Here is a 13,123-nt window from a genome sequence, read left to right as displayed (position 1 = left end):
GTTCGCGGCTATCGCAACGCGGTCGGGGCGGCGCGTCCGTCGGCGTGCCGAAGTACGGCCGCGCGGTCCGCGGTGGTGGCCGAAATCGACGTAGTCACCCCTCGCCGAACTCCCGCTTGACCGCCTCGCGGTCGATCTTCGAGGGGCCGGAGGTCGGCATCTCGTCGACGAACGCGAGCTTCCGGGGGTGTTTGAACCCCGCGAGCGTCCCGTCGAGGAAAGAGGTGAGTTCCTCCAGCGTGAGCGACTCGTCGCCCTGCACCACGGCCTTGCCGACCTGCCCCCACTGGTCGTCCGGGACCGGAACGACGACGACCTCCGCGACCTTCGGGTGATCGGCGATTCGGTCCTCGACCGCGGCGGGGTAGACGTTTTCGCCGCCCGAGACGTACATATTCTTCTTGCGGCCCTCGACGTAGACGTAGCCCTCGTCGTCCTTGCGCGCCAGATCCCCCGTCGAAACCCACTCTTCTCCGAACGTCTCCTCGGTCTCGGCCTCGTTGCGCCAGTAGCGGTCGGCGGCGTGCGGGCTGGCGAGTTCGAGTTCGCCGATCTCGCCCGCGGGCAACTCCTCGCCGTCGTCGCCGACGATGCGGGCGTCGGCGTGCATCACCGGGACGCCCACGCTGTCGGCCTTCTCCCGCGGCCAGCCGTCGGGCATCGTGAAGTTGTTCGGGCCGCACTCGGTCAGGCCGTACCCCTGCGAGAGGTCCACGTCGCGGGACCACCACGCCTCCATCACCGACTCCCGGCAGGGGCCGCCGCCGCTCTTGGCGAACCGGAGCGTCGAGAGGTCGGTGTCGGCCCAGTCGTCGTGGTGGGCCATCATCCGGAGCACCGCGGGGACCGCCACGAGGACGCTCGCGCCCTCCGACTCGACGAGGTCGAGCACCTCGCCGGGGTCGAACTCGCGTGCGACGACGACTGTGCCGCCGAGGTGGAACAGCGGGACCGTGATGACGTTCCACCCGCCGGTGTGGAACATCGGAAACACCATCGGCGTCGCGTCCTCCGGGCGTAGACCCCACGCCGTGATGGTGTTGAACGAGTTCCACAGGATGGAGCCGTGGGTCAGCACCGTCTCCTTTGGCACGCCGGTCGACCCGCCGGTGTGGAGAAACAGGTGCGCGTCGTCCATCGACACGTCGGCGGTCTCGACCGGCGAGTCGTCCTGGGGGAGCGCCTCGATCCAGTCAGTCCGCTCAGTCCAGCCAGTCTCGTCAGTTTCGGCAGTCTCGCCAGTCTCGCCAGTCTCGCCAGTCTCGCCAGTCTCGCCAGTCCACGCGTTGTCGCCGCGCGAGGGCGCGGCTGCAGCCGCGCCCTCGCGCGGCGACAGCGCGACGACCGGGCAGTCGAACGACCGCTCGTCGTGGGCCAGCACATCGTTCGCGAGGTCCGCGAACGGCTCCTCGACCACGAGCAGTTCCGGCTCCACCTCGTTCAGCATCGCGACCAGTTCGCCCGCGGCGAGACGATGGGAGAGCGGCGCGAGCACCCCGCCGGTCTTGGCCGTAGCGAAGAACAGGTCCACGAGTTCCGGGCGATTTCTGGACAGGACCGCGACGCGCTCGCCGGTGTCGCTTTTATCGTCCCCGCTTTCGCCTCCCACGACGCCGTACTCGCGGAGGAGCCGCGCAGTCCGGTTCGCCCGCCGGTCGAGGTCCGAGTAAGTGTAGCGCTCGCCGGTCGTGGCGTCGACCAGCCCCACCGCGTCGGGCGACAGCTGGGCGCGCTTCTCGCTCCACGATCCCACCCAGTCGTAGGGCCGCTCATCGTGGCTAAACATGGTCGAGGAACGCCAGGAGCCGGTCGTTTAGCTCGTCGGCCCGCTCGACGAAGAAGAGGTGCGGGCCGCCCTCGAAGATTGCGAGTTGGCTGTTCGGGAGCTTCCCGTGGAGCAGGTCGGCGTTCTCGACCGGCAGCACCTCGTCGGCGGTGCCGTGGGCGACCAGCACCGGCACGTCGATCTCGTCGAGGCGATCGCTCGAATCGAACGCCATCACGCCCGCGGCCTGGGCCTCGCGAGCTGCGTCGCTCGCGTCGCTGTCGAGTCGCCAGTCCACGATGTCCGAGACGAGGTCGTCGTTCGCGTTCCAGAACGCCTCGGTCATCGCGGGCTGCATCTTGTACCGGATGGCCTCGCGCTCGTCGGCGTCCTCGGGCACGTCGAACATCCGGGCCTGCGTCTCTGGCGGTAGGTCGTACGCCTCGTCGCCGCCGTGGCTGGTGCAGAGCAGACCGAGCGACGCTGCGCGGTCGTAGTCGAGCGCGTACTGCTGGGCGATCATCCCGCCCATGCTCGCGCCGACCACGTGAGCGCGGTCGACCCCCACGTCCGCGAGCACCGCGTCGAGGTCGCTCGCCATCTCGGCGACGGAGTACGGGCCCTCCGGAGCGTCCGAATCGCCCGCACCGCGGTTGTCCCAGACCACGACCCGGTAGCCCTCGTCAACGAGTCGATCGCGCTGCCAGTTCCACATCCACCGGCCGTAGCCGAGGCCCTCGACGAGCGCGACGGTTTCGGGGTCCTCACCATCGGGGCCACCACCGCGGCTCGGCGCGTCCGCGTCTTCCGGCCCACCGTCGACCTCGTAGTAGAGCGAGACGCCGTCGTTGTCCGCATAAGGCATACCCCAATCCACGAACCTGCGTGCCTTCAAAACCCCGTTTCACATGTTAACCCCCGGATTGATTCCGCGAGCGATTCGAATTCAGGTATGCCAGTTGCAGCCGTCGACGACACCGCGGAAGCCACTCTCACGGTCACGGAGGAGACCATCGACGAGTACGCCGGACTGGTGGGCGACGACAACCCCATCCACCGCGACGCCGAGTACGCCGCCGAGACGATGTTCGGCGGCCGGGTCGCCCACGGGATGCTCACGGCGGGGGTCGTGAGCGCCGCGCTCGCGAACCTGCCGGGCGACATCGTCTACCTCTCGCAGGACCTCGACTTCGAGAGCCCGGTGCGACCGGGCGAGACCGTCACCGCGACCGTGACGGTGGAGGAGGACCTCGGTGACGACCGCCTCCGTGTGAAGACCGTCGCCGAGACAGACGAGGAGTTCGTGCTGTCCGGGACCGCGGTTGTGCTGTCGCTGCCCCACGAGAGCGAGTAAAACGACCGATTTCGGCCGGTGAGTCAGACGACGCCCCTGGCGGACTGAAAGGGCGAGGCGGGCCCGCGCACCGCGTGGTCGCCTCAGTGACCGCTATCCGAGGCGAACGAAGTGAGCCGAGGATATGTCACTGAGCGACCGCGAGCCCGTCGAGGGCTTTCGATGACCTGTTCACTTCGGCGTTCAGTTTCAACACGTCTGCCACAGCGTTTTCTCGATTGCAAACCAACAATCAGCTATGACCGACGACGACATCGGAGAACAGGACGGTGACGACGCCGAGCAGAATCCCGACGCAGAAGCGGTGACGCCCGAAGATCTCCACGAAAAAATCCGCCGTGGCGAGCCCGTGAGCCTGCTCGACGTGCGCAACCGCGACGAGTTCGAGGCGTGGCACATCGACGGCGAGACCGTCGAGACCGTCCAGCAACCGTACGCCGAGTTCGTGGCCGCGAAGGCCCGCGGCGAGGTGGCCGACCTCGCAAACGACCTCGACCTCCCCGAGCCGATTATCGCGGTCTGCCCGCGCGGGGAAGCCAGCGCGACCGTGGCCGACCTCCTGCGCGAGGAGGGCGTCGAGGCCCGGAACCTCGCGAGCGGGATGCGCGGCTGGGCGCGGGTGTACGTCGCGCGCGAGCTTCCGACCGCCGCGCTTCCGCCCGACGCCACCGTGATCCAGTACGACCGGCCCGCGAGCGGCTGTCTCGCGTACCTGCTCGTCTCCGGCGAGGAAGCCGCCGTAATCGACCCGCTACGAGCCTTTGCCGACCGCTACGTAGAAGACGCCGCCGAGCGCGGCGCGACGCTCCGCTACGCGGTCGACACGCACGTTCACGCCGACCACCTCTCTGGCGTGCGCCGACTTGCCGACGAAACCGACGCTGAGGCCATCCTGCCCGCCGGAGCCGACGAGCGCGGGCTCGCGTTCGACGCCCGACTGCTCGACGACGGCGAGGAGATCCGAGTCGGCGACGCGACCCTGACCGCCCTCCACGCGCCGGGCCACACCACCGAGTCGACCGCGTTCCGGCTCGGCGATATGCTGTTCTCCGGCGACGCGCTGTTCGCGGAGAGTTTCGGCCGGCCCGACCTCGAACGCGGCGAGGAGGGCGCACGCGATCTCGCAGAGACGCTCTACGACACGCTGACCGACCGGTTGCTCGCGCTCTCGGACGAGACGCTGGTCGCGCCCGGCCACCGCACGCCCGACGCCGTGCCGAATCCCGACGAGAACGACACCTTCGTCGCGAGGCTGGGGACGGTCCGCGAGCGCCTCCGGATACCGGACGACCGGTCGTCGTTCGTCGGCCGGATCGTCGACTCGCTCCCGCCTCGGCCTGCCAACGTCGAGCGAATCGTCCCGGTGAATCTCGGGCGCGAGTCGGTCGACGACGAGACGGCGTTCGAGATGGAGCTGGGGCCGAACAACTGTGCCGTGGCAGGCGACGACTGACGACTGCGCGGTCGCGGCCGAGGACTGACGCCGCGCGGTCGTGACCGAGGACGGACCGGCGGAACGAGCCGGAGTGTTCGTCACTCGGCGCTCGGTCGAATCGCAATCGTTTCGCCGGCCCGGCCCCTCCCGCCGATATGGAACTCGACCCCGAGGAGGTGTCGATGTACCGCACTCTCGCGGGCGCGGTCGTCCCCAGACCCATCGCGTGGGTCAGCACGAGGAGTCCGGACGGCGTGGACAACCTCGCGCCGTACAGCTTCTTCAACGTCGTCGCGGTCGATCCGCCGGTCGTGATGTTCGCGCCGGTGGACGATGCCGATTCGCCCGAAGGGCTGAAGGACACGCCCCGGAACGTCCGCGAGACCGAGGAGTTCGTGGTCAACGTGGTCACCGAGTCGGTCGCCGAGGCGATGAACGAGACCGCGGCGACCCTCCCCGCGGGCGAGAGCGAGTTCGACCGCGCGGGGGTCTCGCGGGCCGACTCGCGAACGGTCGCGCCCCCGCAGGTCGCGGAGTCACCGGTCGCGTTCGAGTGTTCACTCTACGAGATGGTGGACGTGGGCGGGTCGTCGATGGTGCTCGGCGAGGTCGAGTGGGTCCGCGTCGACGACTCGGTGGTGACCGACGGAAAGTTGGACGTCAAGAAACTCGACGCGGTTGGACGGCTCTCGGGGAGCCTCTACGCGCCGACCGACGACCGGTTCTCGATGGAGCGACCGCCCTGAGGAGGCGACTGCCGACGCCGGGCGACTCCGCCCGGCGTCGGCAGTCGCCTCGTTTCGGGAGCCGCGAAGCGTGGTATCACTACTCTCACGGTAACAAGGGTTTTGGCGCTTACCGGCCCACAGCCTCCCATGGAAGAACGCATCGAGCGCAGCGACGAGCCGATGACGCCCGAGCTGATCGCCGAGGACCTCCGCGGCCTCGGTGTCGAGTCGGGCGACACGCTGCTCGTCCACTCCTCGCTGTCGTCGCTCGGCTGGGTCGCCGGCGGGCCGCCAGCGGTGGTGGACGCGCTGATGGACGTTCTCACGACCGAGGGGACCCTCGTACTGCCCACTCACTCGCCCCAGTACACCGACCCCGCCCGGTGGGAGAACCCGCCGGTGCCCGACGACTGGGAGGAGACGATCCGGACCGAGCGCCCGCCCTACCGCGCCGAGGTGACGCCGACCCGAGGCGTGGGTGCGATTCCGGAGTGCTTCCGGAACTACCCCGACGTGCTGCGGAGTCGCCACCCGTCGTACTCGTTCGGGGCGTGGGGCGCGAACGCCGAGGAAGTCGTCGCAGCTCAGACGTACGACCACGGAATGGGTGAGGGGTCCCCGCTGGCCCGGCTCTACGACCGCGACGCCACCATCCTGATGCTCGGGACCGACCACGACACCGACACCTCGCTCCACCTCGCGGAGCACCGCGCCGACCGCGAGCAGGGCGTCTCGACCCAGATCGCGCCGGTCGTCGGCGACGACGGCGAGACGGAGCTGATCGAGTTCGAGCAGCTCGAATACGACGCCGACGACTTCGCCGACGTGGGACGGGACTTCGAGGACGACCATCCCGAAGCGGTCACGCGCAGGACGGTCGGCATGGCGGACGCAAAGTTGGTCTCCCAGCGAGAGATCGTGGACTACGGCGCGGCGTGGTTCGAGGAGAATCGGGACTGAGGAAACTTCTGAATCGAGGGCAGGGGTCTCAACGCTGGCGGAATCTTCCCAGTCGACACGTTCGGATAGCGACCGACACTCTCGAAGAATTCGGACCGCTCAGTCGTCGGCCGCCGCGGCTTCGCTGTCGCCCTCCAGCGTCCCTGCGTCTTCGATGCTCGGCGGGTACTTCCCGCGGTCGAGCACGAGGTCGCTCTGCGGCCGGGCCATGCAGGTCAACGCGTAGCTCTCGGCCTCCTCGTCGGTGAGTCCGCGCGCGGCAGGCTGGGTCACCTCGCCCTCGACGATCTTGGCCGAGCAGGCCAGACACATCCCGACCCGGCAGGAGTACTCCTGGGCGACGCCCTCCTCGATGCACCGGCTCAGGATAGTCTCCTTGTCGGAGACCGTCACGCTCTCGCCCGTGCCGACGAACTCGACGGTGTACTCGGTCATAGGCCGACATACGAATCGCCGTCACTAAACTCTTTATCGCCCGGGCTGTCGGCGTTGAAACGACAGAACGCGGATTCGCGTATAAAGAGTTTTGCCCCCTCCGCCACGTAGCGCAAGCATATGGCTACCCACGAGTGCGACATCGTCGTCGTCGGGGCGGGGACCGCCGGATGTTACGCCGCCGCGACCGCCGCCAACGCGGGCTACGATGTCGTCGTCGTCGAGCGCAAGAACGAGGAAGAAGCGGGCCACATCGCCTGCGGTGACGCCCTCAAGGGCGCGAACGCCTTCCCGGAGGCGATCCCGAAGTCCCAGTTGGAGTCGTCGTTCACCAACACCGACGTCGACCACGGCCGGTTCGAGATCCCCCAAGAGGACACCGTCCTCGAAATTCCGGTCCCGGGCGAACTTGCGGTCATCGACCGCTGGGAGTACGGTCGGCGCGTCATCGAGGGCGCGAACGAGGCCGGGGCGCAGTTCCACTACGACACGGTGGTCAAGGACGTGACCCAGCGCGAGGACGGCCACGTGACGGGTGTCCGGGGCAAGCGAAACGGCAGCGTCCAGCGCTACGACGCCGAGGTGGTCGTCGACGCCGCGGGGTCGCTGTCGATCCTGCAGGACAAGGCCGACCTCGCGGATGCCACCTTCGACACGAACGTCACCTACTCGCAGTTCTGCTCGGCGTACCGCGAGATCGTGGAGGTCGACGAGCCGGTGGCCTGGGACGACGCACTCGTGTTCAAGCCCACCTCGCGCGCGGCGGGCTACCTCTGGTACTTCCCGCGGACCGACACCGAGATCAACGCCGGACTGGGGTTCCAGATGAACGAGGAGCCGATGCAGTTGGTCGAGGACCTCAAGAGCGACCTGCGCAACCGGCCGGAGTTCGACGGTGCGACGGTCAAGGACAAACTCGGCGCGGCCCTCCCCACGCGGCGGCCGTACGACTCGGCGGTCGCGCCCGGGTTCGTCGCGGTTGGCGACGCCGCGGGCCACGTCAACCCGACCACCGGCGGCGGCATCGCCGGGGCGGCGTACGCGGGCAAGTACGCGGCCGAATCGGCCATCGACGCCATGGAGGACGGTGCGGTGAGCGAGGCGAACCTCTGGGAGTACAACGAGCGCGTGATGGACCACTTCGGCGCGCGCTACGCCGGACTCGACGTGTACAACGTGTTCTCGACCGCCGTGGACGTCGACGATCTGATGGGTATGCTCGGCGCGCTGCCCGCCACCAAGCTCGCTGAGGCGCTGTACTCCGGCTCGGCCAACGTCGGCTGGTGGCTCAAGATCCAGACCGCGATCAAGTCCTTTGGCCACTGGGACCTCATCTACGACCTGTACAAGACGAAGTCGCTGGCCGACGACCTCATCGACCACTACGAGAAGTACCCGTCCTCGCCACGCGACCTCGCGGCGTGGCAGAACCAGCGCGACGCCATCATGGACGACATCTACGCGACGACCGGCGCGGACCCGAAGTACTGAGCGCGAGCAGTCAGTTTCTCCGGATTTTTCCGCTTCCCCGGCCATTCGGCGGGTTTCAGGGAGCGTTTGAACTCGTTCAGGGATCCCGTGATACGTTTTCAGTGGTTCCACGGTGACTGGTCAGTGGCCGCACGGCGGCCGGTTAGGAGCCATATGCGGTGTTTCACGCGTTCCCTAGTCTCGTCGGCAGCAACTGCATAACAATACTGAGAGGAATCGACAGATGCCGATACACACTGCGTAACGACAGTCACCACGGGACGCCACTCCAGTCGCGGGCGACTCTCGGGGCGTTCCTCGGGAGCAACACACATCCCGACGCCGAGAGCGGTGGCCACGAGCAGCGCGCCCGACGGCGGCGGTGACGCGCAGTGCAACGAAACTGACTCCACCCATGACCGGGACCGACGAAAGCACGAATCAGGGGACGACGCGACGTACTGCACTCAAACTGTTTGGCGGCCTCGCCGGCGTCGGCGGGGCGTCCGCGCTCGGGCTCGGCGCGTTCAGTCAGTCCGGTCGCGCGACGGTGAACGACAACTCGTTCACGGCCGAGGACGTCGAGCTCTCATCGGACGACGGCAGCGTGACCGATATCTGGCTCCGGCCGGACCTCACCTACTCGTGGGACGGCCTGAACTCGCCGCCGACGGGGATCACGTTCACCGTCGAGGCCGAGACGCCCGGCGGCGACTACGAAACGCTCGGGAGCGAGGACGACGGTAGCGTCTCCGGCGGGACCGCCGGCAGTGACGCCTACCAGTTCGACAACCAGTGCAGCCTGCTCGACGGCGCGTGGACCCCCGGCGACTTCGAGCCCCCGCAAAACGAGACCGAGAAGACCGGTCCGATTCGGGTCCGGGTCACGGCCGAACTCCGGAACGGCGACGGATCCTCGCCGTACACGGACGCTGCCGAGGCGCAGTTCAGCGTCGTCGTGAGCGACGACGAGGTCGAGTTCGGCGACGGTGACGGGAGCGGCATCGACGGCGAAGCCGGAACCGGCGGCAGCACCGGCGGCGGATCGAACGGCGACGGCGGCGATGGTGGAAACGGTGACGACGGTGGAAGTGATGGTGGGAACGACGGGAACGGAGACGGAGGCGGGGACGACGGAAACGGAGACGGAGGCGGAGACGACGGAAACGACAACGATGGCACCGGGAACGGCAAGGGGAATGGGAACGGGAACGGTGGAAACGGCAACAACGGGAACGGCAACGGCGGGAATAACGGCAACAACGGAAACGGCAACGGCGGAAATAACGGCAACGGCAACGACGGCGCGTAGCACTCGGTGACGAACCGTGAGTAACTCCACGCGTGGTGGCTCATGAACGCGGACTCGCGTCGCACGCGACTGTTCGCCGTCGCGGCGGTGCTGGCCCTTGTCGGCGGCGGATACGCCGCGATAGTACCGCTGGACTCCCCGACCTCGATTCCGGAAGCCGGAACGACGACCGGCGAATCAGGCGCGACGACGGCCGGCGGAACAGCCGCGACGACGCCACCGACGGCACCGACGACGGAGGGAGCCGGGGAGACGGCGAGCGGCGGGACCAGTGGGATGGTCGAGTCCCCATCCGGTTCCGGTTCGTCGGTGACGGTCGAAGCGACGGCGACGACGGCCACTCCAACTGGGGCGACCGGCCAAAACACCACCACGAGCGGGGGAACGGCGACCACGAGCGAGGGAACGGTGACTACCGAGGCGAGCACTGGCGGAGAGTCCACCAGCGACGGGCGCGACGGAAATAGCGGCAACGGTGAGGAGACCGAGAGCGACAATGAAGAGACGGTGAGCGACGGTGGAAACACGGGAAGCGGGGGGAACACTGGGAGCGACGGAGACTCGGACGGCGAGTCCGGCGGGAGCGAGGTCGGCGGGAACGCGGGGACTGGCGGTCGGTAGAATCGCGGTCAGTGTGCCGCGGCGGGACATTCTTGGATTCGGACCGTTGCGTTATCGAGGCGGTCCGGCGGCGGTGGTGGTCTCCGCGAGCGTGGCGTTGACGACGAAGCCGACCATGAGCACGACCGCGGCGAGGTAGAGGCTCGTGAGCACGAGGAGGATGCCGCTGAGGACGCCGTAGATGGCGTACGTCGCGGCGTTCCCGACGTAGAACCGGATGGCCGCGAGCAGGACCACCCAGCCGACCGCGGCGGTGAACGCGCCGGGGAGCGCGGTCGCGAGCGAGGTGACCGCGCGCGAGGGGACGTAGTACAGCGGCAGGAACGCGACCGTGAGCGCGCCGAGCAGGACGACGAGCCCGCCTATCGCGAGCGGCGAGGCGGCAGGCGACAGCGCGAACAGCCCGCTCGCGAGGACGACCGACGCGGTCCCGAGGCCGAGCGAGCCGAGGATGGCGGCCGCGTCCCGGAGGCGACCGTGGAGCGACGGGCTGTTCGTCCCCTCGATGCGCTCGACCGCGGTGCGGAGACCCGTGGTGATGTTCGCCGCGCTCCAGACCAGCACGACCAGCGCGAACAGGGTCGCACCCACTCGCCCGGAGGAGTCGGCCAGCGCCTCGGTGACCAACTGCTGGGCGTCGGGCGTGAGGAACCGGAGCGCAGCGTCCCGAACCTGTTCGGCGACGGGTTCGCGCACGACCGCCAGCAGGATGACCAGCAGCGGCAGCAGCGAGACGAACGCGTAGTACGCGAGCGCGGCGGCCGGGTACTGGACCTCGTGGTCGTACGCGGTCCGAGCGACGGCCACCACGGTCTCGACCGCACCGTCCCGGAGCGACATACCAGTCGTACGGGAGCGTTCCCCAAAACGGTGGTTCCCGCGCTGGCAGAGACGTGCCAGAAGCTCCGCGCTCGCGGCTACTTTCAGTTTCACCGCGCGTGGCTCACCCCTTTACGGTCCCGACCCGCAGTAATGCGTATGTCCAGCACGGTCGCACCCACTGGGCGGACCGAACTGTTCGACCAGCTCTGCGAGGCCATCGCTCGCGAGCGCGGCGGCGCGGACGTCTACCTGATGGCGGCGAACGTCCTGCGCCGGTCGAACGGGGCGTACTCGCTGGTCGGATTAGAGGCGGGCGGCGAGCGCGTGGTGTACCACTACGAGGGCGTGTTCGTCTCCGCGATCCCGTTCGACGCCGAGGCGGTCCGACAGGCCGAAGCCGAGACCCTCTCGCGCGGCGACGACGTGGCCGACGGACTGACCGAGGTCAAGTACGGCTGGGTCCATCCGGCGTATCGCGACCTGCTCGCCTGATTTTCAGGTATTTCTTGGCCGTCTTTGGCTCGTGCGCTCGATTTAAGCTGCCGACAGTGCGCTCACCGTTTTATTTGAAATCACGGCGCGCGCGAGTAACGCGCGCGAGGGCCGAGCATCGCAGCGAAGCGAGAAGCGCAGGCGGTTGGGGAGGACGAGGTGCGGTTGCGGTGCGGTTGCGGTGCGGTTGCGGTGCGGTTGCGGTGCGGTTGCGGTGCGGTTGCGGTGCGGTTGCGGTGCGGTTGCGGTGCGGTTGCGGTGCGGTTGCGGTGCGGTTGCGGTGCGGTCGCGGCGAGGCGCAAGCAGCAGCTAGCTGCCTCGACGTTCCTTTGACATCACAACAGTATCAGCTTCATCACCGAAAACTCGCACCCATAATCGAGGTACTTCCCCGAACTCCTGTACCCTACTCTTATGTATCAGCCTTAGAAAGAGACGCCCATGAGCGAGGAGACCGTCCTCTGTCCGGACTGTGGGTGGACCGGAAGTAAATCGGAACTCGACGCGGACGCGGGCGTCCACTCGTGTCCGATCTGCGACACCGACATCGAGTTCGTGGACTGATTGGCGGAGAGCGAGCTGCTGCTTTGGCTATCGGTTGAGTTGTCGATTCGTAAATAGAAGGAAACGAGACGCTAGCTACTGCTTGCGCCTCGCCGTGACCGCACCGCGACCGCACCTCGTCCTCCCCAACCGCCTGCGCTTCTCGGCTTTCAGCCTGCGATGCTCGGCCCTCCCACGCTAGGGCGCGGCGCGTTCGCGCGCCGCGCCCAAAAACGCGCGCCGGGGCGGAGACGCCCAAACGCGCGCCGGGACGGAGAAGACGAATCAGCGGACGCGAGGGCGGAAAGACGAATCGACGAACTACATCACCCCACGAGACGCCACCCTCCACTCGCCAGTAGCCAACCAACGAACCACCTACGACTAAGACCCCTGCCACCAATCCGACCCAGTAATGAAACTGCAGAACTCCTTCATCGCGGCACGCGGGGTGGGCGAGAAGACCGAGCGCAAGCTCTGGGAACAGGGAGTCACCCACTGGGACGACTTCGAGGACGGCCTGCTCGGCCCGAAGACCACCGAGAACGTCCGCGAGTTCGTGGGCGCGGCGCGCGAACGCCTCGACGCGGGCGACGCCGCCTTCTTCGGCGATCAACTGCCGAGCGGGAGCCTCTGGCGGGCGTACGACAACTTCGCCGAGGACGCCTGCTTCTTCGACATCGAGACCACCGGCCTCGACAGCGCGCGCCACGAGGTGACCACCGTCAGCCTCCACCGCGGCGGCGACACCCGGACGTACGTACAGGGAGAGGACCTCACCTGCGAAGCCCTCCGCGAGGAGTTCGCCGAGTCGAGCATACTGGTGTCGTTCAACGGCAAGCGGTTCGACCAGCCGTTTCTCGAGGACTGCTTCGCGCTCGACGTGGAGACGCCCCACCTCGATCTCATGTACCTCGCCAAGCAGGTCGGCCTCTCGGGCGGGCTCAAGTCCGTCGAGCGCGAGGTCGGCATCGACCGCGAGGACGACGACGTGGACGGCCGCGAGGCGGTGCGGCTCTGGCACCGCTACGACCGCAACGAGGACGACGCCGCGCTCGAACGACTGGTGCGGTACAACCGCGAGGACGCCGAGAACCTGAAGCGACTGCTCGACCACGTCCACGCCAGCCTCCGGGCCGACGTGTTCGAGCCCCACGTTCGCTGACTGCCGTACTTCCACCGCCGA

Annotated in this window: 14 protein-coding genes; 10 read left to right on the top strand and 4 right to left on the bottom strand. The window is 68.0% G+C overall.

What is annotated here, in order from left to right:
- Window positions 1–94: 94 nt before the first annotated feature.
- Together DPQ64_RS02440 and DPQ64_RS02435 are read right to left on the bottom strand one after the other, a co-directional pair.
- On the bottom strand, window positions 95–1,786 hold the full coding sequence (locus DPQ64_RS02440; protein WP_115862771.1) for an AMP-binding protein: 1,692 nt from the start codon (window positions 1,784–1,786) through the stop codon (window positions 95–97).
- Entirely contained in the window at window positions 1,779–2,630 is an 852-nt protein-coding gene (locus DPQ64_RS02435) for an alpha/beta fold hydrolase (RefSeq protein WP_115862770.1), read from the bottom strand. Before DPQ64_RS02435 ends, DPQ64_RS02440 begins: the two co-directional genes overlap by 8 nt.
- An 87-nt stretch (window positions 2,631–2,717) precedes the next feature.
- Here DPQ64_RS02435 and DPQ64_RS02430 point away from each other — a divergent pair, with 87 nt between their 5' ends.
- The 4 genes from DPQ64_RS02430 to DPQ64_RS02415 all read left to right on the top strand — a co-directional run bounded on the left by DPQ64_RS02430 (window position 2,718) and on the right by DPQ64_RS02415 (window position 6,242).
- Complete coding sequence (locus DPQ64_RS02430; RefSeq protein WP_115862769.1) at window positions 2,718–3,119, top strand: MaoC family dehydratase; 402 nt, start codon at window positions 2,718–2,720, stop codon at window positions 3,117–3,119.
- 304 nt (window positions 3,120–3,423) lie between these two features.
- Window positions 3,424–4,572, top strand: coding sequence for an MBL fold metallo-hydrolase (locus tag DPQ64_RS02425; RefSeq protein WP_115862855.1), 1,149 nt, complete (start codon window positions 3,424–3,426; stop codon window positions 4,570–4,572).
- Window positions 4,573–4,709: 137 nt separating this feature from the next.
- A complete protein-coding gene (locus tag DPQ64_RS02420) occupies window positions 4,710–5,300 on the top strand; it encodes a flavin reductase family protein (RefSeq protein WP_115862768.1) in 591 nt (196 codons plus the stop codon).
- Window positions 5,301–5,429: 129 nt separating this feature from the next.
- Window positions 5,430–6,242 (top strand): aminoglycoside N(3)-acetyltransferase, encoded by an 813-nt coding sequence (locus DPQ64_RS02415; RefSeq protein ID WP_115862767.1) that lies wholly within the window; start codon window positions 5,430–5,432, stop codon window positions 6,240–6,242.
- Between the two features lie 99 nt (window positions 6,243–6,341).
- Here DPQ64_RS02415 and DPQ64_RS02410 read toward each other — a convergent pair whose 3' ends face one another.
- A complete protein-coding gene (locus DPQ64_RS02410; RefSeq protein ID WP_115862766.1) occupies window positions 6,342–6,677 on the bottom strand; it encodes a 2Fe-2S iron-sulfur cluster-binding protein in 336 nt (111 codons plus the stop codon).
- Between the two features lie 120 nt (window positions 6,678–6,797).
- Between DPQ64_RS02410 and DPQ64_RS02405 the strand changes: the two genes are divergently transcribed.
- The 3 genes from DPQ64_RS02405 to DPQ64_RS02395 all read left to right on the top strand — a co-directional run bounded on the left by DPQ64_RS02405 (window position 6,798) and on the right by DPQ64_RS02395 (window position 10,080).
- Window positions 6,798–8,168, top strand: coding sequence for a geranylgeranyl reductase family protein (locus DPQ64_RS02405; RefSeq protein WP_115862765.1), 1,371 nt, complete (start codon window positions 6,798–6,800; stop codon window positions 8,166–8,168).
- A gap of 394 nt (window positions 8,169–8,562) precedes the next feature.
- On the top strand, window positions 8,563–9,459 hold the full coding sequence (locus DPQ64_RS18520) for a hypothetical protein (protein WP_157971557.1): 897 nt from the start codon (window positions 8,563–8,565) through the stop codon (window positions 9,457–9,459).
- A 42-nt stretch (window positions 9,460–9,501) separates the two neighbouring features.
- Window positions 9,502–10,080 (top strand): hypothetical protein, encoded by a 579-nt coding sequence (locus tag DPQ64_RS02395; protein WP_115862764.1) that lies wholly within the window; start codon window positions 9,502–9,504, stop codon window positions 10,078–10,080.
- 51 nt (window positions 10,081–10,131) lie between these two features.
- On the opposite strand, the gene DPQ64_RS02390 is transcribed toward DPQ64_RS02395, so the two are convergent.
- The gene (locus DPQ64_RS02390; protein ID WP_115862763.1) at window positions 10,132–10,920 is read right to left on the bottom strand and encodes a YihY/virulence factor BrkB family protein; all 789 of its coding nucleotides are present in this window, start codon (window positions 10,918–10,920) and stop codon (window positions 10,132–10,134) included.
- A gap of 138 nt (window positions 10,921–11,058) precedes the next feature.
- On the opposite strand from DPQ64_RS02390, the gene DPQ64_RS02385 reads away from it, so the two are divergent.
- The 3 genes from DPQ64_RS02385 to DPQ64_RS02380 all read left to right on the top strand — a co-directional run bounded on the left by DPQ64_RS02385 (window position 11,059) and on the right by DPQ64_RS02380 (window position 13,102).
- Entirely contained in the window at window positions 11,059–11,394 is a 336-nt protein-coding gene (locus DPQ64_RS02385; RefSeq protein ID WP_115862762.1) for a hypothetical protein, read from the top strand.
- Between the two features lie 441 nt (window positions 11,395–11,835).
- Window positions 11,836–11,958, top strand: coding sequence for a hypothetical protein (locus DPQ64_RS19710; protein ID WP_269814463.1), 123 nt, complete (start codon window positions 11,836–11,838; stop codon window positions 11,956–11,958).
- A gap of 394 nt (window positions 11,959–12,352) precedes the next feature.
- A complete protein-coding gene (locus DPQ64_RS02380; RefSeq protein WP_115862761.1) occupies window positions 12,353–13,102 on the top strand; it encodes a ribonuclease H-like domain-containing protein in 750 nt (249 codons plus the stop codon).
- Window positions 13,103–13,123: the final 21 nt, after the last annotated feature.

The sequence above is a fragment of the Halorussus litoreus genome (assembly GCF_003382685.1).
Lineage (GTDB): Archaea > Halobacteriota > Halobacteria > Halobacteriales > Haladaptataceae > Halorussus > Halorussus litoreus.
The sequence above is the reverse complement of the archived record's forward strand: the minus strand, read 5'-3'. Positions and strand labels throughout refer to the sequence as shown.

Coding starts and splice junctions, on each gene's coding strand:
- DPQ64_RS02410 (WP_115862766.1), bottom strand. CDS start 6,677: ATGACCGAGTACACCGTCGAGTTCGTCGGCACGGGCGAGAGCGTGACG.
- DPQ64_RS02380 (WP_115862761.1), top strand. CDS start 12,353: ATGAAACTGCAGAACTCCTTCATCGCGGCACGCGGGGTGGGCGAGAAG.
- DPQ64_RS02435 (WP_115862770.1), bottom strand. CDS start 2,630: ATGCCTTATGCGGACAACGACGGCGTCTCGCTCTACTACGAGGTCGAC.
- DPQ64_RS02395 (WP_115862764.1), top strand. CDS start 9,502: ATGAACGCGGACTCGCGTCGCACGCGACTGTTCGCCGTCGCGGCGGTG.
- DPQ64_RS19710 (WP_269814463.1), top strand. CDS start 11,836: ATGAGCGAGGAGACCGTCCTCTGTCCGGACTGTGGGTGGACCGGAAGT.
- DPQ64_RS02415 (WP_115862767.1), top strand. CDS start 5,430: ATGGAAGAACGCATCGAGCGCAGCGACGAGCCGATGACGCCCGAGCTG.
- DPQ64_RS02440 (WP_115862771.1), bottom strand. CDS start 1,786: ATGTTTAGCCACGATGAGCGGCCCTACGACTGGGTGGGATCGTGGAGC.
- DPQ64_RS02420 (WP_115862768.1), top strand. CDS start 4,710: ATGGAACTCGACCCCGAGGAGGTGTCGATGTACCGCACTCTCGCGGGC.
- DPQ64_RS02385 (WP_115862762.1), top strand. CDS start 11,059: ATGTCCAGCACGGTCGCACCCACTGGGCGGACCGAACTGTTCGACCAG.
- DPQ64_RS18520 (WP_157971557.1), top strand. CDS start 8,563: ATGACCGGGACCGACGAAAGCACGAATCAGGGGACGACGCGACGTACT.
- DPQ64_RS02430 (WP_115862769.1), top strand. CDS start 2,718: ATGCCAGTTGCAGCCGTCGACGACACCGCGGAAGCCACTCTCACGGTC.
- DPQ64_RS02390 (WP_115862763.1), bottom strand. CDS start 10,920: ATGTCGCTCCGGGACGGTGCGGTCGAGACCGTGGTGGCCGTCGCTCGG.
- DPQ64_RS02405 (WP_115862765.1), top strand. CDS start 6,798: ATGGCTACCCACGAGTGCGACATCGTCGTCGTCGGGGCGGGGACCGCC.